Source organism: Vibrio sp. Isolate22, assembly GCF_022398115.1.
Classification (GTDB): Bacteria; Pseudomonadota; Gammaproteobacteria; order Enterobacterales; family Vibrionaceae; genus Vibrio.
Genome location: NZ_JAKEUW010000025.1, coordinates 33,493 through 55,491, shown reverse-complemented (window position 1 = coordinate 55,491; position 21,999 = coordinate 33,493). Strand labels below are relative to the sequence as shown.

The 21,999-nt window shown below is 44.9% G+C and carries 19 protein-coding genes; 6 read left to right on the top strand and 13 right to left on the bottom strand.

Annotated features, from left to right (window positions below; genetic code table 11):
* Nucleotides 1-157: 157 nt before the first annotated feature.
* Entirely contained in the window at nt 158-316 is a 159-nt protein-coding gene (locus L1D55_RS15220) for a YqaE/Pmp3 family membrane protein (protein ID WP_004737661.1), read from the top strand.
* Nucleotides 317-508: 192 nt separating this feature from the next.
* Complete coding sequence (pyrC, locus tag L1D55_RS15215; RefSeq protein WP_239918025.1) at nt 509-1,537, top strand: dihydroorotase; 1,029 nt, start codon at nt 509-511, stop codon at nt 1,535-1,537.
* Nucleotides 1,538-1,668: 131 nt separating this feature from the next.
* Here pyrC and L1D55_RS15210 read toward each other — a convergent pair whose 3' ends face one another.
* Nucleotides 1,669-2,574: a DUF808 domain-containing protein gene (locus L1D55_RS15210; protein ID WP_239918024.1), complete on the bottom strand. Its 906-nt coding sequence runs from the start codon at nt 2,572-2,574 to the stop codon at nt 1,669-1,671.
* A gap of 174 nt (nt 2,575-2,748) precedes the next feature.
* Between L1D55_RS15210 and L1D55_RS15205 the strand changes: the two genes are divergently transcribed.
* Nucleotides 2,749-3,675, top strand: a complete 927-nt coding sequence (locus L1D55_RS15205; protein WP_239918023.1) for a M14 family metallocarboxypeptidase — start codon at nt 2,749-2,751, stop codon at nt 3,673-3,675.
* 182 nt (nt 3,676-3,857) lie between these two features.
* Here the strand turns inward: L1D55_RS15205 and L1D55_RS15200 are convergent, their stop codons facing one another.
* The 10 genes from L1D55_RS15200 to xsc all read right to left on the bottom strand — a co-directional run bounded on the left by L1D55_RS15200 (nt 3,858) and on the right by xsc (nt 16,095).
* Nucleotides 3,858-5,465: a BCCT family transporter gene (locus L1D55_RS15200; RefSeq protein ID WP_239918022.1), complete on the bottom strand. Its 1,608-nt coding sequence runs from the start codon at nt 5,463-5,465 to the stop codon at nt 3,858-3,860.
* 456 nt (nt 5,466-5,921) lie between these two features.
* Nucleotides 5,922-6,494, bottom strand: a complete 573-nt coding sequence (locus L1D55_RS15195; RefSeq protein WP_004737666.1) for a malate synthase — start codon at nt 6,492-6,494, stop codon at nt 5,922-5,924.
* A 247-nt stretch (nt 6,495-6,741) separates the two neighbouring features.
* Nucleotides 6,742-7,662: a cache domain-containing protein gene (locus L1D55_RS15190; RefSeq protein WP_239918021.1), complete on the bottom strand. Its 921-nt coding sequence runs from the start codon at nt 7,660-7,662 to the stop codon at nt 6,742-6,744.
* An 11-nt stretch (nt 7,663-7,673) separates the two neighbouring features.
* The gene (locus tag L1D55_RS15185; RefSeq protein WP_102424990.1) at nt 7,674-9,014 is read right to left on the bottom strand and encodes a TRAP transporter large permease; all 1,341 of its coding nucleotides are present in this window, start codon (nt 9,012-9,014) and stop codon (nt 7,674-7,676) included.
* 34 nt (nt 9,015-9,048) lie between these two features.
* Entirely contained in the window at nt 9,049-9,591 is a 543-nt protein-coding gene (locus tag L1D55_RS15180) for a TRAP transporter small permease (RefSeq protein WP_008215727.1), read from the bottom strand.
* A gap of 163 nt (nt 9,592-9,754) precedes the next feature.
* Nucleotides 9,755-10,756, bottom strand: a complete 1,002-nt coding sequence (locus L1D55_RS15175; RefSeq protein WP_239918020.1) for a TRAP transporter substrate-binding protein — start codon at nt 10,754-10,756, stop codon at nt 9,755-9,757.
* Nucleotides 10,757-10,873: 117 nt separating this feature from the next.
* Entirely contained in the window at nt 10,874-12,340 is a 1,467-nt protein-coding gene (locus L1D55_RS15170; RefSeq protein ID WP_239918019.1) for an FAD-binding oxidoreductase, read from the bottom strand.
* Nucleotides 12,341-12,388: 48 nt separating this feature from the next.
* The gene (locus L1D55_RS15165; protein WP_239918018.1) at nt 12,389-12,814 is read right to left on the bottom strand and encodes a nuclear transport factor 2 family protein; all 426 of its coding nucleotides are present in this window, start codon (nt 12,812-12,814) and stop codon (nt 12,389-12,391) included.
* 285 nt (nt 12,815-13,099) lie between these two features.
* A complete protein-coding gene (locus L1D55_RS15160) occupies nt 13,100-13,906 on the bottom strand; it encodes an FRG domain-containing protein (protein WP_239918017.1) in 807 nt (268 codons plus the stop codon).
* 377 nt (nt 13,907-14,283) lie between these two features.
* Nucleotides 14,284-16,095, bottom strand: a complete 1,812-nt coding sequence (gene xsc, locus L1D55_RS15155) for a sulfoacetaldehyde acetyltransferase (protein WP_061032189.1) — start codon at nt 16,093-16,095, stop codon at nt 14,284-14,286.
* A 264-nt stretch (nt 16,096-16,359) separates the two neighbouring features.
* On the opposite strand from xsc, the gene L1D55_RS15150 reads away from it, so the two are divergent.
* Entirely contained in the window at nt 16,360-17,340 is a 981-nt protein-coding gene (locus L1D55_RS15150) for a MoxR family ATPase (protein ID WP_239918016.1), read from the top strand.
* Nucleotides 17,341-17,343: 3 nt separating this feature from the next.
* Nucleotides 17,344-19,065: a cobalamin biosynthesis protein CobT gene (locus tag L1D55_RS15145; RefSeq protein WP_239918015.1), complete on the top strand. Its 1,722-nt coding sequence runs from the start codon at nt 17,344-17,346 to the stop codon at nt 19,063-19,065.
* 50 nt (nt 19,066-19,115) lie between these two features.
* On the opposite strand, the gene L1D55_RS15140 is transcribed toward L1D55_RS15145, so the two are convergent.
* Both L1D55_RS15140 and pta read right to left on the bottom strand, forming a co-directional pair.
* Nucleotides 19,116-19,883, bottom strand: coding sequence for a sulfite exporter TauE/SafE family protein (locus L1D55_RS15140; RefSeq protein WP_239918014.1), 768 nt, complete (start codon nt 19,881-19,883; stop codon nt 19,116-19,118).
* Between the two features lie 74 nt (nt 19,884-19,957).
* Nucleotides 19,958-21,031, bottom strand: a complete 1,074-nt coding sequence (pta, locus tag L1D55_RS15135) for a phosphate acetyltransferase (RefSeq protein ID WP_239918013.1) — start codon at nt 21,029-21,031, stop codon at nt 19,958-19,960.
* A 154-nt stretch (nt 21,032-21,185) separates the two neighbouring features.
* On the opposite strand from pta, the gene L1D55_RS15130 reads away from it, so the two are divergent.
* Nucleotides 21,186-21,974, top strand: a complete 789-nt coding sequence (locus L1D55_RS15130; protein WP_239918012.1) for an IclR family transcriptional regulator — start codon at nt 21,186-21,188, stop codon at nt 21,972-21,974.
* Nucleotides 21,975-21,999: the final 25 nt, after the last annotated feature.

Here is a 21,999-nt window from a genome sequence, read left to right as displayed (position 1 = left end):
GGCAGCCATTAAACACTTGATACTAAGCGAATATCTTGAGATGTTTAACTCATTGTCTTCTATACATTAAGGCAGCAATGCATTAACACTCTCCAGACCTTCTATACTGTGAATACAGTTAGTGCATTGAACTTTCATTGAATAAAAAGGATTTATCATGAACAAACTCGTCATTATCATCTTATGTGTACTGCTTCCTCCTTTGGGTGTGTTTTTCGCACGAGGCGCAGGCAAAGACCTTTTGATCAACATCGTCCTCACTTTCTTCTTCTGGGTTCCAGGAATGATCCACGGGTTGTGGGTAGCGACTCGATAATCCATCTTCAAAAATAAATACCGAATAAAATACGTAGAAAAACAAGCTCCTAACCCTGAAGAGTTAAAAATAGGATGAAATGAAAGTGCTTTTCCACTATCATCCTGTCGCCTAAACGTAAGCGATTGCTTTCACAGATTTCGCCGAGTTTAGGCTCCAACTACATAACACTTCAAATGGTGGGAGCCTTCAATGACACAACTTACGATTACTCGTCCTGACGACTGGCACGTTCATCTACGCGATGGCGAAGTATTAAAAGATACAGTGCGCGATATCAGCCGCTACAATGGTCGAGCGTTAATCATGCCAAATACCATCCCACCGGTAACTGATACCGAAATGGCTCTAGCTTACCGTAAACGCATCATGGCAGAGCAGCCAAGCGAGCAGTTCCAGCCTCTAATGGCACTTTACCTGACAGACAACACAACACCTGATGAAATTCGCAAAGCGAAAGAATCTGGCGCTGTTGTAGCTGCAAAGCTTTACCCAGCTGGCGCAACAACTAACTCTGACTCAGGTGTAACCTCTGCGAAGAACATCTACCACGTACTAGAAGCTATGCAAGAAGTTGGCATGCTACTTTTGGTACACGGCGAAGTAACGACGCACGATGTTGATATCTTTGACCGTGAGAAGCAGTTCCTAGACACCGTTCTTGCGCCAATCGTGAATGACTTCCCTAACCTAAAAATCGTTCTAGAGCACATCACGACTGCAGATGCTGCGAATTTCGTAAAGAACGCGAACGACAACGTTGCCGCGACAATCACAGCCCATCACTTGCTTTACAACCGCAACCACATGCTGGTTGGCGGCATTAAGCCACACTTCTACTGCCTACCAATCCTTAAGCGCAACACTCACCAAAAAGCGCTAATTGAAGCAGCGACAAGCGGCAGCAAGAAGTTCTTCTTAGGTACAGACTCAGCACCACACGCAAAAGGCGCAAAAGAGTCAGCATGTGGCTGTGCGGGTTCTTACACGGCACACGCAGCTGTTGAACTGTACGCTGAAGTGTTCGAATTAGAAGGCAAGATTGAGAACCTAGAAGCGTTCGCAAGCCACAACGGCCCAGACTTCTACGGCATCCCACGTAACACAGACACTATCACTCTAGTAAAAGAAGAGTGGAACGTTGCTGAAACCATGCCATTTGGTTCAGACATCGTTGTGCCAATTCGTGGCGGCGAGACGATCGCTTGGTCAGTAAAATAAGCACTCGGAAGGCAAAGTAAATACGTTGTAGATACTTCGTAAATACTTCACTTCAACTAAAAAGGGTCACCAAATTATGGTGACCCTTTTTAATATGTATGAAAGGAACGCTCTAAGACGTTGTTTAAGCCCTACTTGCCGCGAACCTTCTCTATGACACTCCAAACCGCGACAACAAGTAACCCTGCCACCACACCAATCACGCCATTCAACAAAGTGGGAACAACTGCAGTCGCTATTGTATGCCCGCTGAAGTCCATGATGATAGGTTCAATCAAATGATGAATCGCAGGAACGTTATGAACCACGATACCACCACCAACCAAGAACATGGCAGCCGTACCGACAACAGCAAGCATCTTCATTAACTTTGGCGCAAAGGAAACAAGCCCATTGCCAAGCTTTGTTTTGACTGCGCTACCGTCAGATGTACGTTGAAGATAGAAACCTAAGTCATCTAACTTCACTATCCCTGCAACCAAGCCATAGACACCAATCGTCATCACGACAGCAATCAAGCTCACGACAATAATCTGGGTCAAGATGCTGGTCCCCGTCACGGTACCCAGAGCAATCACAATGATTTCTGCGGATAAGATGAAGTCGGTACGAATTGCGCCTTTAACCTTTCTCTTCTCATAGTCCTCAATAGACTCACCGGTTTTATCTTCATCTCCTTTGTCGTCATCTTGGTGGGCATGCGGGAAGAACTTTTCTAAGATCTTCTCAGCCCCTTCGAAACAAAGAAATAAGCCACCAATTAACAGCAATGGCATGATCAACCAAGGAATAAATGCACTAATCAATAAAGCGGCAGGCACAAGAACCAACTTGTTCTTGAATGAGCCTTTTGCAACCGCCCACACCACAGGGATTTCTCGTTCAGCAGACACACCCGAAACCTGCTGTGCGTTAAGTGCTAAATCATCGCCCAATACACCTGCGGTTTTCTTTGCCGCAACTTTAGACATCAGTGCAACATCGTCTAGCACTGTGGCTATGTCATCTAACAGTGTGAGTAAACTTGCTCCAGCCATTTTATTGTCTCTTTTAAAGGATTGAACAATAGATAAAATGTAACACTATCAATTCACTCATCAAAGTTATGAGTCTGTAAAAAATAAAGTCACAAACCGTGTTCTCTATTGCCGTCTCAGCGAGACAGGACTAGTCTGTCTGCATCTTTCACAAACATAAAAGAAAAAGTATAGATGAAAAGTGAATACAGCTACCCTATCGGTGAACCTGGAAAAAAATGGCAAGAAGCAGAACGTCAAGCATGGTTTGCTCAAAGAACCGTTAAGCGCGAATACCAGCAAGAAGTGGTTCCTAAAATCCAAGCATTAGCAGACCGCTTTGACATCGAGCAATACGGCGCGTTGAGCTACGATGAGGCGCGTTTCCCTCTGTTTGCAATCAAGAGCAAAAACTGGGATGCATCAAAACCAACCGTTCTGGTAACAGGCGGTGTTCACGGTTATGAGACAAGTGGTGTGCACGGTGCGATCAAATTCGCAGATACTCAAGCAGAGAAATACGCAGCGCATTTCAATGTAGTGGTTGCACCTTGTGTTAGCCCTTGGGGTTACGAAGTCATCAACCGCTGGAACCCAAATGCCATTGATCCGAACCGTTCTTTCTATGAAGGTACCCCAGCTGAAGAATCAGCAAACTTACGTGCATTAGTGGCGTCTCTACCAGAGGTACTGGTACACGTTGATCTACACGAAACGACAGATTCTGATGAAACAGAATTCCGCCCAGCACTTGCTGCTCGTGACGGCATTGAGTACATCGAAGGTATGATTCCAGATGGTTTCTACACAGTAGGTGACACTGAAAACCCTCAGCCAGAATTCCAAGCGGCTGTCATTGCTTCAGTTGAAAAAGTAACCCACATTGCACCAGCAGATGCAGACGGTAAGATCATTGGTTCAGAGGTGACACAGCATGGTGTGATTAACTACCCAATGAAAGAGCTTGGCCTTTGTGGCGGCGTAACGAACTGCAAGTACGGTACAACGACAGAAGTTTACCCAGACAGCAACAAAGTAACAGACGAAGAATGTAACGACGCACAAGTTGCAGCTGTCGTTGGTGCTTTAGATTACGTGATTCAACACGAGCTAAAGGCGTAAGCGAACAATTTATCTCTAGAGAACTAGAATAAAGTTGAAAAAAGCCACAAGTGACGAATCATTTGTGGCTTTTTTATTTCTTGATAGCGCATATAAAAAAACTCCCTCGCACAGAGTACAAGAGAGTTTCAGTAATACTTAGGGCATCATTAGCGAGCAATTTACCTCACTAGAAAGTCGCGCTATTTCGCTGTTTCGCTTACGTTTGCTTGGCCTTTATCTACTTCTGTAAATAGACCTTTCAGCAGACTCACACAACCAATCAGAAGAATGATAGTGAACGGCAGCGCTGCGATAATTGTAATAGATTGCAGTGCTTGGATAGATTGAGTACCACCAATCCACAGCATCACCATCGCAATCGCGCCTGAAATAACTGCCCACACTACTTTCTGTTTCACAGGTACTTCAAGCTTACCACCAGCCGTCATGCCATCGATAACAATCGAACCTGAGTCTAGTGTCGTAACGAAGAACACAATGATCAGTGCTACTGCGATAACCGATAGGATGCTACCAAACGAGTACGCATCTAACATGTGGAACAAGCTTAATGATACATCTGTGATGCCTTGATCAAGACCAAGTTGACCGACATGATTAATGACCTGTTCAATAGCCACACCACCAAACACAGACATCCAAGCCGAAGTTACTAGCGTCGGGATAATCAGTACGCAGAACAAGAACTCACGAACAGTACGACCTTTAGAAATACGCGCTACAAACATACCAAAGAATGGTGCATACGCTACCCACCACGCCCAGTAGAACACAGTCCAACCATGCAGCCATGTCGTGTCTTCACGACCAGTGCTTTGGCTCAATGCCAAGATATTTTTCACATAGCCTGTTGCCGCTGTTGCCACAGAATCAAGCACAGTTGTGAAGTTAAGCACTGCAATAAGACCAAGGAATACAAACGCAATAACCATGTTTAAGTTACTTAGGAACTTAACACCACCGTCCATACCACGAAGTACAGAGATGATCGCCAGACCCATGATCAAAACAATGATAGATTGCTGAAGTAGGATATTGTTTTCCAAACCAAACACGTGGCTAATACCACTTGCTGCTTGTGTACCACCCAAACCTAACGAAGTCGCCAAACCGAACAGAGTAACCAGTACCGTTAGCACATCGATCACATCACCCGTTTTGCCCCACACTCGCTCACCCAAGATTGGGTAAAAAACGGAGCGCATAGATAGCGGTAGACCTTTGTTATAAACAAAATACGCTAAGCAAAGTGCTGTCATGCCGTAGATAGCCCAAGCATGGAAACCCCAGTGGAATACCGTTGCACCCAGCGCTAACTCACGACCTGCTTCTGTAAAAGGTTCTGCGTTCAATGGAGTACCAAACCAGTTGGTAAAGAACGCAGTTGGCTCAGCAACACCCCAGAAAATAAGTCCAATGCCCATGCCTGCTGCGAATAACATCGCAATCCAAGAGGCCATTGAATAGTCTGCCGTTGCGTCTTCGCCACCTAAGCGAACTTTACCTAGCGGTGAGAATGCCAAAATAACGGCAAAAATTAACATGATGTTGGCTCCCCACATAAACAGGAAGTCAAACTTTGATAGAACCGCACCCTTGATGGAGTCAATTGCCGCTTTGGCATCTGCAGGAGGCAGAGCAAGAAGGGTGATGATGAAGAGAAGAGATAAGCCAACAGAGGCTACGAAAACTGTGTTATGGACATCCATGCCCCATTTACTGACGTTGTCTTGACCAACTTGATAGTCAGTAGAATCAATACTGTACTTTTTTGATTTAAAACTCATAAATTATGATGTTCGTATATCCGATTCAACGAATATAAGGACTCGCTCCATATCCAACTACTACTTGATTGGCTCGCCAAATCACCCAAACAAAGCATGGTGAAAGTCACTATTTGAGATAGTGAATGGACTTACTTGCTCAATCCCAAGCCGCACAATATAGCACAACACGAAGCATTTTGACTAAGTTTTAGCTCAATAGTTACTCATAATCGCCTGAATAATGATAATTAACCTAATAAAATCAGAATAAAATAAAACAACAAAATTATTTAAATACAACAACTTAAATCAAAACTGCACACCATAAAGTCACATCCAAATTTTCTGTATATAATTTTAATAATCGTCCAATTTACTTATAGCTCTAATAAAAAAGCCCCGCTATAGGGGCGGGGAAATTACCAAAGGTAAAAGAGAAATTGATGTTAGCGCTGCGCACTGCAGCGCTCGATATTAGAGTGCGAAACAGAATCCAAGATTGTAATCATCACCATTTTTCGCAGTGAACTCTTTATCTTCACTTGATGCATTTGGTCGGCCGCTTTCATCACCCTTCACTAAGCTAACCCAATGTCGGATTCCAGAAGAAATACTTGCGTCTGTTTGACCAAATGTGGTGCATGTCTCTAGTTGGATGTCTTCGATATCAACAAGCTCAAGGTTACCTGTACCTTTGCGAGCACCAATCGTCACTTCCACATGAGTACCACTTTCATCACGGAACAGGATTGATGATGGCTTAGATTTATCACCTGTATATGCCACAAAATGCTTCGCGCGTTTTAGGCCTGTATGTTCACCATTTTTGAAGTAAACCTGAACATGTCGGTAGTCAATCTCATAGCTCACAACATCTTCATGAGAGCCCGACTCAAGAGGAAATAGAGTATCTAGCAACTGCTTCGCCATCTTCTGCTTTTCGAGTTGCTTGTCTGCTTTCACCATTTCGACGGCAAAGACAGCTTCAGCAATAAAAGTTGAATGGTTTCTGTGAAGTTCTGTTTTGTCTAGTGTCAGCATATTCATAGTCTATCCCTCGTACGGCTTTAAATTTCACTCGGGTCAAACATCCTAATTGACCCTTTTCAGATTTGTTCTTTACTACTTGGTTTCCATGTTTTTCATACTACTGTTATTTTTGAAACAATTTCACAACAAAAATTACACACTGTGAATTTTACTAAATTGCTTTTTTACACACTCCTATTTTTAGGGGTAAAATGAGCATTAAGTCATTAATTTAAATAGACTTACACTCTCCGCACCCTCATTTTTACGTCTTGTTTGATTTTGTGTAATATCCAACCCCTACCAGCTTGTTATCGATAACTCGATAGTAGGTATGCTTGGTTTCGACCTTACTCGACAATGGATTTAACCAGCGATAGGTATAAACTCCACGGCCATTTTCGCGTGCAAGATTCAACATATCAGTGAGGATCGGCTTATCGTCTGGGCTCAAGATTTCGTTGTGTGATCGCCCAACTAACTCAGGGGACACCCCATGCGCCAGCAGCTTTCCTGAACTCATATCCATCACAAACACATACAAATCCCCTTCTACGAAGCTACCGTCGGCGTCATTGAACTGAGCCAAACTCTGTTGCTCCGACTCCACTATCGCGGTCATCGCTCTCGCCAATAAGCGCTTAGCTTCAGCGGCACTAGAGCGCTCTGGATAGAAGCCTACGGCAACAATCACATCTCCAACACGTTCAAAGAAGGTCGTTTTGGGCTCTCCCATACGATCGGTAGGGTTGGTCCAGTGATATTCCACCTCACCAAAACCGTTGTGGACCGCTTTGGTGATCATTTCTCGGAAAAATGGATTGCCATAAACATCTTGCGTGTCCAACACACTATCGCCCACCAGCACCATTGAAGAGCCGCCACTGGCAAGGAATTGGCCGTCAATTCCGAGTGCAAACACGTATAACTCACCGTCAATGTATTCTGGGTCACTCATGAAATCTTTGACGCTTTCATCTCCCTCTTTTTGAACGTGGATTACCGCTTTCGCCAGCAGAGTTTTGGCTCTTCTCTCAGCCTCGCTCACCACATGGGGCTCAGAAATATCGAGCACATTGACAGCTTGGGTAGCCTTCTCCGACTCCGAATGCTCAGCCCGTAAGCCCATACCACCAATAACGGCAAACAAGGCGCAACTGATAAGGATAATTTTGGATAAACTCATGGTTATCTCTCCTAATAGCCCACTAAGGACGGTAGCCAAAGCGTAATTTGTGGGAAGAAAGCGATAACAAACACACCTACAACCGAAGCAAGAACGAAGGGATGGATTTTCGCGGTAATTTGCTCAACCGTGGAACCACCTATCCCCGAAGCAACAAAGATGTTTTCGCCAAGCGGCGGCGTTGCAAAACCTATCGATAAGGTACATACCACCACGATGCCCACGTGAGTAGGATCCGCGCCTAACATATACATGATTGGTAATAGAACCGGCACAATGATCATGATTGCCGCTAAGGTTTCCATGAACATGCCGATGAACAGCAGCAAAGTAATCGTCAGCGCCCACACCATGTACATGTTGTCAGTAAAACTGAGCAAAGATTCAGCCACCACAACTGGAATTTTTTGTTCAATCAGTAAACGGCCAAACACAGTAGCGGCAAAGAGGATCAACAACACACGCCCGGTGATCCAGGTCGTGGTGGATAAAGATTTCATCACGCTTTTAAATGACAATTCGCGGTGAATAAATACACCCACAAACAGCGAATAGAAAATTGCCACAACCGCAGACTCTGTTGGTGTGAACATACCGCTGTAGATACCACCAAGAATCAAGAATGGCGCCAATATCGACCATAAACCTCGACGCAAGTAATGCCTTACATCCCCAAATGACCAGGTTTCAGTAAGCCCTTTATAGCCTTCGCGCTTAGCAATGAAATAGTTGGTCAGTACCAGTGTCGATGCCATGATGAAACCCGGCACAACCCCAGCGACAAACAGTTTTGGAATCGATAAAGATGCGAACTGACCATGTTGTGCAATGGCTTCTGGTGGTGCCATTAAGCCCATCGCAGAGATACCAAAAATAACCAAAGGAATGGATGGCGGAATAATGATCCCTAGCCCGCCAGATGCCGCCGTGACCGCCGAAGCGTAGCTCTTATCGTAGTCACGCTTAACCATCGCTGGCACCATTAGCATACCTACTGCGGCTGTGGTTGCTGGGCCAGAACCAGAGATCGCACCGAAGAAAAGGCAGGCCATTACTGTTGCCGCACCAAGGCCGCCTGTTACTGGCCCAGCTAAGCTTTCGGCAATATCAACCAAACGTTTGGAGATCCCTGCCGCCTCCATTAATGCGCCCGCAAGCACAAAAGCAGGCAGTGCCATAAGCGGGAAGTTACCTACCGAAGTAAATGCGATTTGTACCAGTGCGATAGGATTTTTGTCGAGCAACATATAGGCCGCCATCGAGGCGCCGGCCAGTGATACCGTGATTGGTGCACCTAGAATTAACAGGGTTAAGAAGCCACCAAATAAAATTAGAGTTAAATAGGATTCCATTATTACATCTCTCTATTACGACTATTCTCTGTGACTACTGCATAGACTTTTGTGCAGTCATTTTTCGCAGTTCTTTCACTTCTGGATCTTCATTGGTTGCACCTTTGAATAAGCGCTCATAGTTGTTCCAGATAATTCGAATCATCATCAGGGAAAACGCGATAGGTAAAATCATGTAGAAGTACTTCATCGGGATACCTGTGGTCTGAGACTTCCAAAACAGGTTCATTTTGTTGAAAACGAAGTCATAACTGAGATAGACAAAGTAACCGTTGAAGCAGAGCCATAAGAAATCAGCGATGGTTTCACTGACGGTTTGCACAATAGGCGGAAAGAATTTGAAGTGAAAGCTCACTCGGTTGTGTGCCGACATCTTGGCCGCCACAACAGCTCCTAGATAAGCGAACCAAACGAACATGTAAGTAGCGACTTCATCCCCCCACGGGATTGAGTAGTCGAATAGCTGACGCGTCAGGATTTGTGTAAACAGCAATAGGACAAAGCTTGCAAGCAACAAACAACATGTATATTCCTCAATGTTGTTCAGGTGTTTTTTTATTGTTTTAGCGACTGACATATAACCTCCAATGTTGATTTTCACATGACAACCAGTCGCTCACGGTCCTAAAAGATCAGGTACAGAACAGCTCAACGAGTACAGCCATGTAAATGCCCTATCTCACTGTTCTATCGCGAGGTGATTAAGTCGCGGAGAACAGCAGATAGGGCGAATCTAATCGTTACTTTCTACCTAGTAACTCAAGAACGTCGTCTAGCTTGTCTTTACCTCCAATGCTTGAGTAGAACTTAGGCCAAACTGACTTAGTCACCTTGCTGATCCACTCTTGCTCATTATCTGCTGGATCGGTGAATACCATGCCCTTCGCTTGTAGCTCTTCACGAATTTGGTTTTCCGTGTTTTCTAGATAAGCGAAGCTGTGCTCTGTCGCTTCCTGACCGGCTTCAAGAATGATCTTCTGCATTTCAGGTGTTTGCTGTTGGAAGACCGTTTCACTCACAATTAGAGGTTCTAGAGAGAAAATGTAGCGAATGTTGGTCACGTACTTTTGTACTTCATTGAACTTCATCGCATGCACTGTGATGTAAGGGTTATCTTGACCATCTACCACGCCCTGTTGAAGACCGGTAAAGGTTTCAGACCATGCCATTGGCGTTGGGTTTACGCCCCATGCTTGGTAAGAAGCGATCATGATTTCGTTACGAGGAACACGAATCACGAGCCCTTTAAGATCTTCTGGCGAAGCAACAGGCTTTTTCGAGTTAGTCAGAACCCTAAAGCCTGAATACGCCCAGCCTACAATACGAACACCAGCATCACGAATCGTGTTATCACCTAAGTCTTGACCGACTTGACCTTGAGTCAGTAGCACAGCTTCTTCTGCACTCTGAATTACGTAAGGCATGGTCAATAGACCAACGGTTGGAGAGAAAGGCGTTACGTTGTTGATCGCCAGTACAGAGAAGTCGAGAAGCCCGATTGCCGCATCGTTGACTGTGTCTTGCTCGTTGCCTAACTGACCGTTAGGGAACAGATCGATTTTTACTTTACCGTCTGTTTTTTGCTCCATGAGTTCAGAGAATGAGGTCGCTAATTCCCACTGCGTACCACCAGCAGCATCGCCGATGGCCATTTTAAAATTCGCTGCTGCCGCGGTATGAGATAGCACCGCTGTTGCTACAATAGTGACACCAGCAATAATTTTATTTTTAATAAATTTCATAGTCTTAACCTTTCCTTTCATACAGACTTCCTGCCTGTACTTTGCTCACAAGGTGACCTGGTACAACTTTCCTGGTCGTAGTTCTATTTCCCTATTTTGGAAACAATGTTCGGGTAGTTACAGCCTTTCATCCTTTAACGAATACCACTGATAAAGGAACCGCTGCCCCATTCTTCGAAACGGCGCAAACATCTCTGATTCCACCACTTCCCTCACGTTGGGGAACGGAAGTTTTGATTCAAATATTGGTAGGTCGAGCGTGTGACCTTCACCTGCAATCCACTGAGCAAGGCGTTTACCCGCTTGAGCGGAATACATCACGCCATTACCGCCATATCCAAGGGCGTAGAAGATGGATTGTTTTGGATTCGGTTGATAAATCCTCGGCATCATGTCGTGACTAACATCCACCCAGCCCCACCATGAATAATCAATTTTGATCTGGTCGAGAGACGGGAACTTTCGAGTAAGATCCGCTCTTAGCATGTCTTCATATTTCTTTTCAGGTGCATTCTTGCCGCTGATAGCACTGCGTGTACCAATCTGTACTCGGTTATCCGGTAACAAACGGTAGTAGTGGCGCAGAATTCGAGTATCAGTAATCACTTGATTGGTTTTGAAGTTACACGCGGCGATTTCGTCTTGAGTCAGCGGACGTGTGACCATTGAGTTAGACAGTACTGGCAACAGGCGATTTTTAAGCTCTGAATGCAAGCCTTGACTGGTATACCCACCCGTACAAACACCGACAGAACGCGCTTTAACAACACCACCAGGCGTCTTCAGGTAATGCACACCGCCACGAGTCTCCCAGCCCATCACTGGACTCGATGGATGAACTTTAACGCCGAGTGCTCGAGCCTTTCTTAGATAACCAAACGCCAACTTCCCTGCATGAATGCCAATCCCTTCTGGCTCATGCATCGCGCCTGCTGCTTCTTGGTCTCCAACGTAATCACGCTTTACGGTTTCTGCATCTAAGATCTGCGCATCGTAGTCAAATGTGTCGCGCAGCAACTTGGCTTCTTTCTCAAGTGTTGCCATCACTTTTGAGCGGTGAGCAACATATAAGTGACCACCCGGTTGTGGGTCACAATCGATGTCTTTGATCAAAGACTTGAAGGTTTCCATGCCATCAACACACTCGCGGTGCATTTTTAGCGCCGTTTCTAGGCCCCAGCGTTCAATCCATTGAGAACGCTTCAAACGCCCAGAGGCACACTGCGCTTGACCACCATTTCGAGTACTGCATCCCCAGCTTGAACGGTTAGCTTCAATCACTGTCGCTTTTATGCCATACATTTCTGCAAGATGTATCGCGGTACTCAGGCCAGTAAAGCCGGAACCGATAATCGCCACATCGACATCCATGTCCGATGTGATTGGGCCATCATCTTCAGGTGGAGCACCTGCAGTATCTACCCAATACGTTGGGGCGTATTCTTTACCATGACCTGGCGTTTTATCCTTAAGTGGATCGTACTTTGGATCGTATCTATCTTTTGCTTGAGTACTTTCTTGTGCTTGGGTGCTTTTCACCTTTGGCTGCACATCGGCAGCCGGTTGTTCCATTACTAAACTCATAATTCGACTCTCCTAGTCATAACACGTGAACGGGTTGCGATTTCGTGTCTAGTTCTTGGGAGTCAAAAGAGGTCGTGTTTTACGGAAGGCATTTTTAACGCTAATTTTTCCGTCTTTCAGAGTAAATACATCAACCATACGAGCTTCAATAATGCTGCCATCCGGGTTAGTCGCAGAGAATGTTGATTCACTCACAGCGCGATCACCACACACAAAGTGGACAGGATCGCTCCAAGCGGCGTCTGGGAAGTTCTGCCAAACCAATTCAAAGCTCTTTCGAACCGCTTCGTACCCTTCAATGGTATTTCCAACTAAGCCTTCACCAGCCACAGTATGGAATACACAATCTTCAGTCATGAACGACATTAATGCTTCGATATCATGGTTATTCCAAGCATCACTGAATGACTGTAAAAAAGCGGTGTCGACTTGGTTTTCCAGCACGAATGTCGCTGCATTGGTTTGCATATTCATATTCCAGAATCCTTTATGTTTACGTTATTGATTTAAATTTCAGTAGCTTTGCGCCACTTTTTTATTAGAGTTTTTAAACTAGAAACTTGAAAGATTTAACAACCTGATAACAAGCCGCATAACTCTAACTTCGAGTTGTGTTATATACAATCTTCAAGCTCACAGATTTCGTATTTTTATAAATTTAATTAGTGTTCTAAGTTTATTTAAACAAGACTTCACTCTATTTAAATAATTAAAATAAGACATGAGCGAAGTCTTAATTTTCGATAAAGATATTAGTCGTTAGTCGAAGTCAAAATCTTGATGGTACTTTCGACCATATTGTTCCAAAGTTCGATTATGAGTATTAACTTGTAATTCGATGTTGCTTCCATCTTTACCCATAACCTTATTTCCATCGACGTGTGATTCATTTTTCAAATCAACCAGTGTCTCTTCGTTATACTCTGTAGGTTCATTTAACACATTCATGGATATTAACTCCTTTATCAGATTTACTTTGGCTGACGGCAGAACATGAACGGATACTAGATCGTTTGAATACCCTTGCTCGTCGTACAAAGGTTGAATGGCATCATTGCAACCTTCCTTAAACGGATGAATGGAATACCATTTGTCCTTCCGTTGTTCTTGCTGATCACAATCAACAACATGAAATATCTGAGTTTTCTCAACACCACATGACGTGAAGAAATCACTAACCCTTTCAAAATCAATAACTTTAGTAATATTAATGCAGTCTTTACTCTGGCTATGACACAAAGCCCACAGCGCATTAACCAGGTTATCGCTCCATTCAAGTAAACGTGTAGGAAATCCCTGCTTCTTTGCTAAGCACATCAGCAACCAATCATTTATGTCGTGAGAGTTCAATGAATGCCCACCATAGACACGAACGGTTGAAAGCAGATCTTGTTCGACTCTTCGTAAGTTCTTACGGTTAGAACGGCCCAAGCTCGGCATCAAGTTATTGTTTTCGTAATCACAAACGTTATAAATCAACCCACAAGGTTCGTTGCACTCTTTAATATATGAATCAATTATTTGATACAGTTCTTTGAGTGCGCTTATATACCGTTTATTGTTCATGTCTATTTTCTACCACTCAACCATATAAATAATTATTCTTAGCTAAAAAATAAAGGTTAACGACTCTTCGAATACTCATACTAAAGTCGAATAAATCCAGTGACTCATCAATAATTACTATTTTAATATTCGGTTAATAATAATTACTGATAAAACCTCGATATCGATACAATGTAATATGGAGTAATAGTGATTTGGTTAGTGCTCTAATATTCAGAGCATTGAACGTGAAAAATATTACTTAATGAAAAAAGAGTTTTCTTTCACGTTCAATTTAATATCAAAAACCATCACTTAATTTGTTTGTCCGACTCCGATCTCGATAGACTTCTCCCTAACATTTTCGATAATACAGTGCCGGACAAACGTCCTATTGGTTATACGTAGTCTTTGTATTTATCTAGGAAACGAACCGGTTTAGACAATGCGTCTCGACGGAACGGGTCGCCCAGTTCTTGAGTACACATGATCTCAATGATGGTTGTTTTGCCTTCATTCATTTGCATGTCGATGGCTTTTTGTAGAGTTGGACCAACATCTTCTAGCTTATCAACCGTGATACCTTCAGCACCCATTGCTCGAGCGATCTCTGCAAAGCTTTGGTTGTCTAGTTCACCAGCGACAAAACGTCGGTTGTAGAAGTCGACTTGGTTCTTCTTCTCTGCGCCCCATTGACGGTTGTGGAATACCACCGCAGTCACAGGAATGTTGTGACGAACACACGTCATGGTCTCCATCAGGCTCATGCCCCACGCGCCGTCGCCTGCGTAAGAGATAGCTGGACGATGAGGTGCTGCTGCTTTCGCACCAATGATGGTCGGGAACGCGTAGCCACAGTTACCGAAACTCATTGCCGCAAAGAAGCTACGTGGTTTTTCAAAACGTAAGTAGCTGTTTGCAACCGAGTTGATGTTACCGATATCCGTTGAGACCATTACGTCTTCTGGCATCGCTTTTTCTAGTTCACGAAGTACTTGACGTGGGTGAAGATATTCACCACCAGAGAACGGCGTCTCATGCGAGTTTTCTTCGATCATGTCCAAGCTGAACGAGTCACGCTCGTGCGTCCACTCATCCAGCTCTTTTTCCCACAGCGCTTTTTCTGTTGCGACGGTGTCTTGGCGAGCACCTTTGTTGTCATCACACAGCAGTGCACGACCTTCCAATCTCTCGGTTAATGCCACGGCAGCCGCTTTCGCATCACCACAAATACCCACAGAGATCTTCTTAACCAAGCCAAGCATCTTGTTGTCCGCATCAATCTGAATGATTTTTGCGTTCTTCGGCCAGTAATCCATACCGTGCTGAGGCAATGTGCCGAATGGACCAAGACGTGTACCAAGAGCAATAACCACATCCGCTTGAGCCATCAATTTCATTGCAGCTTTTGAACCTTGGTAACCTAGTGGACCACACCATAATGGGTGACTTGCTGGGAACGAATCATTGTGTAGGTAGCTGTTTACTACTGGCGCGCCTAGTCTTTCAGCCAGTGCTGCACACTCTTGAACCGCGTCAGCCATTACCACACCGCCACCAGAAATGATGACTGGGAATTTAGCTTCAGCAATCAGGTCTGCCGCTTCATTCAGAGATTTTTCACCACCTGGGCCACGGTCTAAGCGTGCCGGTTGAGGGATCTCGGTTTGAGTCTCACCATAGAAGTAGTCACGTGGAATGTTAAGTTGAGTAGGCCCCATCTCGCTCATTGCACGGTCAAAGCATCGACCCGTGTACTCCGCCATACGATCAGGGTGGGTTACATGCCCTTGATACTTAGTAAACTCTTGGAACATTGGAAGTTGGTTACACTCTTGGAAACCACCTAAGCCCATTGTTTTAGTGCCGGTCTCTGGCGTCACAATAACAACAGGGCTGTGTGCCCAATACGCTGCTGCAATTGCTGTTACACAGTTACTGATACCCGGACCATTCTGGCCGATAACGACACCGTGGCGACCAGAGACTCGAGAGTAACCATCTGCCATGTGAGCAGCACCTTGCTCGTGTACCACTGGGACCAATCGAATGCCAGCAGGAGCAAAGATATCCATTGCATCCATAAATGCCGAACCCATGATGCCGAACATATCGGTGACATCATTGGCGACCATAGTTTCAACGAACGCTTCTGATGGTGTCATTGTTACTGTGCCGGAAACAACCGTACGTTTTTCTTGCTCACTCATTCTTCCATTCTCCTTGAGTTAACCTAAATTTCATTTTTCGGAATGAATTGTCTCTTTTTCGAATTCAAATTCACCTTAGTAGTAGATTTTTTGCGCGTCAACTTTTTACGTTAAATTGGAACAATTCATTCTAATTAATAAAACTGGATCACATTATTGGTAGTTTTTCGTACAAAAAGTGCCGTTAACTCCAAGAGAGAGGTTAATAATCGATAGCAGTTCAAAAATCACAGCAGTCATGGAAGCGAGAATGGGGAATAAAGAATGAACAATGAGGAATTGCGACCAACGCAACAGGTAAGTGTAAGAGAGCATTTCGGCATCGATAGCGACTTAACGGTGTTGGCCTTTGAGAAGGCGGGAGAGTATGTACCGAAGATCGATCCTAATTACTGTTTTGATCCTGAAGTCACGCTCGCAATATTAGCGGGCTTCACATCTAACCGTCGCACTTTAATACAAGGCACACACGGAACCGGCAAGTCTTCTCATATAGAGCAAGTGGCTGCGCGATTAAATTGGCCATGCTTGAGGATCAACCTAGATGGACACTTAAGCCGATTGGATTTCATTGGCAAAGATAGCATCGTCATTAAAGATGGCATGCAGGTAACGGAGTTTAAGGAAGGCATTCTTCCACAAAGTATTCAACAACCCATCGCATTAGTGTTGGACGAATACGATGCGGGCCGACCTGATGTGATGTTTGTGATTCAGCAACTGTTAGAGCAAGACGGCAAATATACTTCTCTCGAGCAAAACCGAGTGATCACTCCCCACCCTTCTTTCCGCCTGTTTGCGACCTGCAATACACTCGGTTTAGGCAACTTTTCCGGTTTGTACTCTGGCACTCAAGTGCTTAACCATAGCCAACTTGACCGATGGAACATCATCGCGACACTTAACTATTTAGACCCACAACATGAAACTAAGATCGTTCTATCAAAGCGCCCTGAACTAAACAATGAGAGCGGTCAGCAGTTAGTAGAAAAAATGATCGCCACCGCCGGTTTAACGCGAAATGGATTTAGAGCCGGCGATTTATCAACGGTTATGTCGCCAAGAACAGTAATCACATGGGCTGAGAATATTCGAATATTCAACAATGTAGCCACTGCATTTAGGCTGTCGTTCCTCAACCGTTGTGAAGAAGAAGAGAAGGAGCTGGTTCGCGAATATTACTTCCGCTGCTTTGGTGAGGCTCTAGAGGATCATACTCAGAGCTATGCTCAATCGGAGTCCTAATCGATGGCTAATATTTCCTCCCAACAGAAAAAGATCCTCGATATTGGCGTGTCAGTTGCCAGAGCAATCAGCGGTGAGTTGAGCCTGAATTACCGAGGAGAGCGCCTCTACAACGGTAGTCGTCCTTGTTATCACTTATCGGCACACACCAACGATCTTACCTTTGTGTCACGCCATGAGCTCATCAACAGTAAATTATCGATGAATGGTAAAATTGACTCCTCTGCATTGAGGCTGCTGTTTTCTGATGCTGAGCTTCACTATTCGTTGCGCCCAAAAAGCGAAGTCGAACGTTTACTTTTCGATTTTTGCGAACAGGTGCGAATCGAGTCACAAGTTCCCGCTTACCTAAAAGGCGTCACTAAAAGCATCCAGTTCAACTTTACGTATTGGAGCGATCAATATCATCAAAATGGCTTTACTGAATCCCGCATTGGTATTTTGTTGTTCACATTAATGCAGGTCATCCATACTCGCTTAACGGGTGTTCCTATCTCGGAGCCGATCGCTGAAACCATTGAATCTACTCGAGCAGGCATCGTGCCTATATTTGGTAGCTGTCTAAAACAATTAAAAGAACATCGAGCCGATCAACAGCGTTTTGCTCACTATACCAACGAGCTCGCATCTCTGGCGCAAGCGCTTATCAACCAAGAACAAGAGGGTGAAAGCTCAAGCACACCAACGGTCGAAGAAGACATTAAAATCCTCGCGCAACTTGCTTTAATCGTTGATGGTGACATTGAAGATGAAGAGGTTGATGCGGACATCACTGGCAGTAGTAAGGTATTCGAGCTTTCCGGTGCCAATTACCAGATCTTTAATTCAGAGTTCGATCAAGTGATCACCGCAGATAAGCTTGTTAGGCGTGCCCTGTTATTCGAACTGAGGCAAAAACTCACTGATGACTTGATGGCGAGACAAGTGAATACCCGTCGCTTAGCTGCCATGCTGTCTGGTTTTGTCGCCACACCACAACGAATTCGACGCCAAGAACACCTAGAAGAAGGCATCGTTAACGCCACTGCCATCACTAAGCTAATCACTTCGCCTTTAGACCGTACGGTTTTTTATCAACCTGAAATTGGCCCGTCCCACCAATGTGCCATCACGTTTTTGATGGACTGTTCAGGGTCGATGCAAAAACACAGTCATAAACTCAGCCTACTGATGGATACGATTCTCAAATCCGTTGGACTCGCCAATATCCCCTTTGAGATTATCGGCTTCACCACCAATAACTGGAACGGTGGCAAGGTCTATCGTCAATGGCTTAAACAAGGCCAACCGAAGCATCCTGGGCGTTTAAACGAGGTTAGACATATCGTATTTAAAGATTTTGATACGCATTGGAGGCGTGCTCGACTCGGTATTGCCAGCCTTCGTAAAGCAGACATCTTCAAAGAAGGAATTGATGGAGAAGCGGTTCAGTTTGCTAGCCAGCGATTGCAGCAGCACAGCGCACAACGAAAGATCTTGTTTGTGTTTTCAGATGGGTGCCCAATGGATACCGCGACCAGCACAGCCAATGATCAATTCTATTTAGATAACCACCTCAAACAGGTGATTGATCGCGAGACGACCAAGAATAATATTGAGATCCATGGCATCGGTATGGGGGTAGATTTAAGCCCCTACTATCGCAGCAACATCACGTTGGATGCGCAAGAGAGCTGCTTGTTTGGACTATGTAGAGGGATCTTTGAGATGCTAAAGCGTGTTTAAACGGTGAAGATTTGGCTAGCGAGTCGCTAGCCTCACTGATAGAGCGGATTTTACGGAGAGCCCAACAGTGACCATGCCGACACGGCCATCAAATATCCACCAATCAACATCAATACACCAAACACCAACTTCCTCAATTGATCATTAGACAAGGGAGGCGGAAAGCGCCGCGCAAACATGGTGACAAGCGCCACCAAAGGAATAGCAATCGCAGATAGCCACAATATGCTCGCTTCCATATCGCCTGCAGCGTAAACATTCACGGTACGAGACATCGACGTGCAAGCGAACACCATCAGTAGTGTGCTTCGTACTAGATCGAGCGTAAAAGGTTGCCTATAAAGATGATAAACAATCGGTGGACCCGCCATACCAAACAGCCCACCCGCTAGACCAGAACTAAAACCTGACACAAAAAATGATAGGGTTGCTGAGCGCTCTGTTCTGGTTTTAGGTTTGAACATAAAACTCAGACCAGCGAATAACACCATAGCACCCAACAAAGCTCGTAGGATATGCGTTGCAGATTCGCTCAATTCGCCCAATAAGAACACCCCCAGCGAAACCCCAGGGATAATACCGAGCACTAACACCACAAGGATTTTTAGCTCACCAAGCAACGGCTTGCCCATTAAAGCAACCAAGCAATTGAACAAGGTGACAATGCTAACTACGGCGGCAATAACATTAATGGAAACCAGATTAAGACTGACCGTCAAACCAATCACAATGATGCCTAACCCAAAGCCCGTGACAGTTTGAAAATAGGTGCCTAGCGCAATGGTGGCCAAAATAGCGAGTAAAACCGGTAACTCCATTAGCAATCCTAATTCGATACTTGTTATTTAGTGGAAGGGCGAGCTCTAGGTATTCAGCTTTGGCTAATTAAGGCTTAATACCTAAACTCAAATTCTGATTCTTCTTTCTCTTCAACATTAGCTTCGGTATCAAAAGTTGAGTTTGCTGCTTTACCTTGCTGCGCTTGAACTGCTGTCACCGCAATCACGTTAAAAATGTCTTCCGCGCTACAGCCTCTCGACAGATCATTAGCCGGTTGATTCAACCCTTGGAGCAAAGGACCAATAGCCACCGCACCACCTAACCTTTCTGCCAACTTGTAACCTATATTGCCCGCTTCAAGGTTCGGGAAGATCAATACATTCGACTGACCTTTCACTTCGGAATCAGGCAACTTTTTGGCCGCGATTTCGGTAACAATCGCTGCATCAAGCTGAACATCTTGGTCAACCGCAATACCAGGGCAACGCTGTTTCACTATCTGCGCAGCACTACGCACCTTATCGACCGACTCATGTTTCGCGCTACCGTTGGTAGAGAATGAAAGCATCGCCAATTTGGGCTCTTCCATTAGCAACGCCTGAGCACTTTGAGAAGCGGCAACCGCGATTGATGCCAGCTCAGTTTCATTGGGGTTAATCACCAAACCACAGTCACTGAAAATCAGACCACCTTTTAGGTTATGGAAAGGCTCACACAACATCATGAGAAAGAAACTCGACACCAACTCGCTATCGGGAGCAGGGCCGATGATCTGCAGCGCGGCTCGTACTACATCAGAAGTGGTATACACCGCACCATTTACTGTGCCGTCAACCAGCCCTTCCCTTACCATCAAGTTGGCAAAAATAAGTGGATCTTTAACCTTCTCCAAAGCATCTTCATACGTCACACCTTTAGCTTTTCTTAACTCATATAGACGCTCAGCTAACACGGCTTTCAAAGCTGACGTTTGAGGCGAAACAATGTGAATGCCAGCAAGATTAATATGATGCAACTGCGCGGCTTCAATGATCGCCTTCTCATCCCCCACTAGCGTGATATGGGCGAGCTGCTTATCAACCGCTAATCGTGCTGCGGCGAGTATCCGAGGATCTTCCGCTTCGCTCAACACCACACGCTTACGATCTAAGTGCGCCTTATCAATAATCCGTTCAATTGCCTTCATGATAAAATTCCATTTATTGAGATTAATTGTTCCATAATTTAAGTTTATATTATTGAAATAATAAAAAAGGTCAAATATTATTCAGATAATTGAAGGAAATTGATTTGCTATGTACACTCTTACACATAGACATATCGCAAGGATGAATCACTGTATGCAAACAGAAACACCACAAGTTCAAGGAGATACGCCAACTCTTCGACTTTTTGCTCTATTAGAGGTAATCGCACAGAAAGACGAATTCATTTCTCTTCAAGGATTAGTCGAAGAAACCGGGCTCCCTAAACCGACGTTACACCGTATGCTGCAACAACTGGAATCAGCAGGCATCATTCAAAGAGATGGTGACGACAAGCACTACAGCTCGGGGACTCGACTCAGAAAACTGGCCGAAAACCTACTCTTCAATAGCACTATGCACAGTGCAAGACGCACGATTCTTGAAAACCTACGTGCAGAAGTTGGCGAGAGCTGCAACCTGACAGCGCTATCGAGTGGCGAGATCATCTACCTTGACCGTGCAGAAACGGAAGCCCCACTTCGTTTCCACCTTCAGCCAGGCTCCCGCGTTCCCGTGCATTGCTCGGCTACCGGCAAACTGTTTTTGGCTCACATGTCGAAATCGCAGCGCAGACGTCTGATCGAGAATGTACCTCTGACGCAGTACACAGTAAAAACCATTACCGACTACTCCGTTCTGGAACAAGATATCGAAGAAGCGAAGATCCAAGGCTATGCGATTGACGATGAAGAGTTTCTTCCAGGTTTGGTGTGTATTGCGGTACTCATCCCATCACCAACCGGTCAATCCAACCTTGGTTTAGCAATTCAAGCACCTGTGATTCGAGTGAAGCCAGATGAAGCGATTAAGTTTTTGCCTGCACTGCAAAAAGCGGCGAAAGCATTAGCGAAAATCGAAGCGGACAACTGGGGCCAGCAATAAAGAGTTAGAGGCTATCTGGCTCATC

Bases quoted from the DNA above. Each gene is read 5' to 3' on its own strand.
- L1D55_RS15185 (WP_102424990.1), bottom strand. From the start codon at position 9,014: ATGGAATCCTATTTAACTCTAATTTTATTTGGTGGCTTCTTAACCCTG.
- L1D55_RS15175 (WP_239918020.1), bottom strand. From the start codon at position 10,756: ATGAAATTTATTAAAAATAAAATTATTGCTGGTGTCACTATTGTAGCA.
- L1D55_RS15130 (WP_239918012.1), top strand. From the start codon at position 21,186: ATGCAAACAGAAACACCACAAGTTCAAGGAGATACGCCAACTCTTCGA.
- xsc (WP_061032189.1), bottom strand. From the start codon at position 16,095: ATGAGTGAGCAAGAAAAACGTACGGTTGTTTCCGGCACAGTAACAATG.
- L1D55_RS15150 (WP_239918016.1), top strand. From the start codon at position 16,360: ATGAACAATGAGGAATTGCGACCAACGCAACAGGTAAGTGTAAGAGAG.
- L1D55_RS15200 (WP_239918022.1), bottom strand. From the start codon at position 5,465: ATGAGTTTTAAATCAAAAAAGTACAGTATTGATTCTACTGACTATCAA.
- pyrC (WP_239918025.1), top strand. From the start codon at position 509: ATGACACAACTTACGATTACTCGTCCTGACGACTGGCACGTTCATCTA.
- L1D55_RS15145 (WP_239918015.1), top strand. From the start codon at position 17,344: ATGGCTAATATTTCCTCCCAACAGAAAAAGATCCTCGATATTGGCGTG.
- L1D55_RS15160 (WP_239918017.1), bottom strand. From the start codon at position 13,906: ATGAACAATAAACGGTATATAAGCGCACTCAAAGAACTGTATCAAATA.
- L1D55_RS15180 (WP_008215727.1), bottom strand. From the start codon at position 9,591: ATGTCAGTCGCTAAAACAATAAAAAAACACCTGAACAACATTGAGGAA.
- L1D55_RS15205 (WP_239918023.1), top strand. From the start codon at position 2,749: ATGAAAAGTGAATACAGCTACCCTATCGGTGAACCTGGAAAAAAATGG.
- L1D55_RS15165 (WP_239918018.1), bottom strand. From the start codon at position 12,814: ATGAATATGCAAACCAATGCAGCGACATTCGTGCTGGAAAACCAAGTC.
- L1D55_RS15170 (WP_239918019.1), bottom strand. From the start codon at position 12,340: ATGAGTTTAGTAATGGAACAACCGGCTGCCGATGTGCAGCCAAAGGTG.
- L1D55_RS15140 (WP_239918014.1), bottom strand. From the start codon at position 19,883: ATGGAGTTACCGGTTTTACTCGCTATTTTGGCCACCATTGCGCTAGGC.
- L1D55_RS15210 (WP_239918024.1), bottom strand. From the start codon at position 2,574: ATGGCTGGAGCAAGTTTACTCACACTGTTAGATGACATAGCCACAGTG.
- pta (WP_239918013.1), bottom strand. From the start codon at position 21,031: ATGAAGGCAATTGAACGGATTATTGATAAGGCGCACTTAGATCGTAAG.
- L1D55_RS15195 (WP_004737666.1), bottom strand. From the start codon at position 6,494: ATGAATATGCTGACACTAGACAAAACAGAACTTCACAGAAACCATTCA.
- L1D55_RS15220 (WP_004737661.1), top strand. From the start codon at position 158: ATGAACAAACTCGTCATTATCATCTTATGTGTACTGCTTCCTCCTTTG.
- L1D55_RS15190 (WP_239918021.1), bottom strand. From the start codon at position 7,662: ATGAGTTTATCCAAAATTATCCTTATCAGTTGCGCCTTGTTTGCCGTT.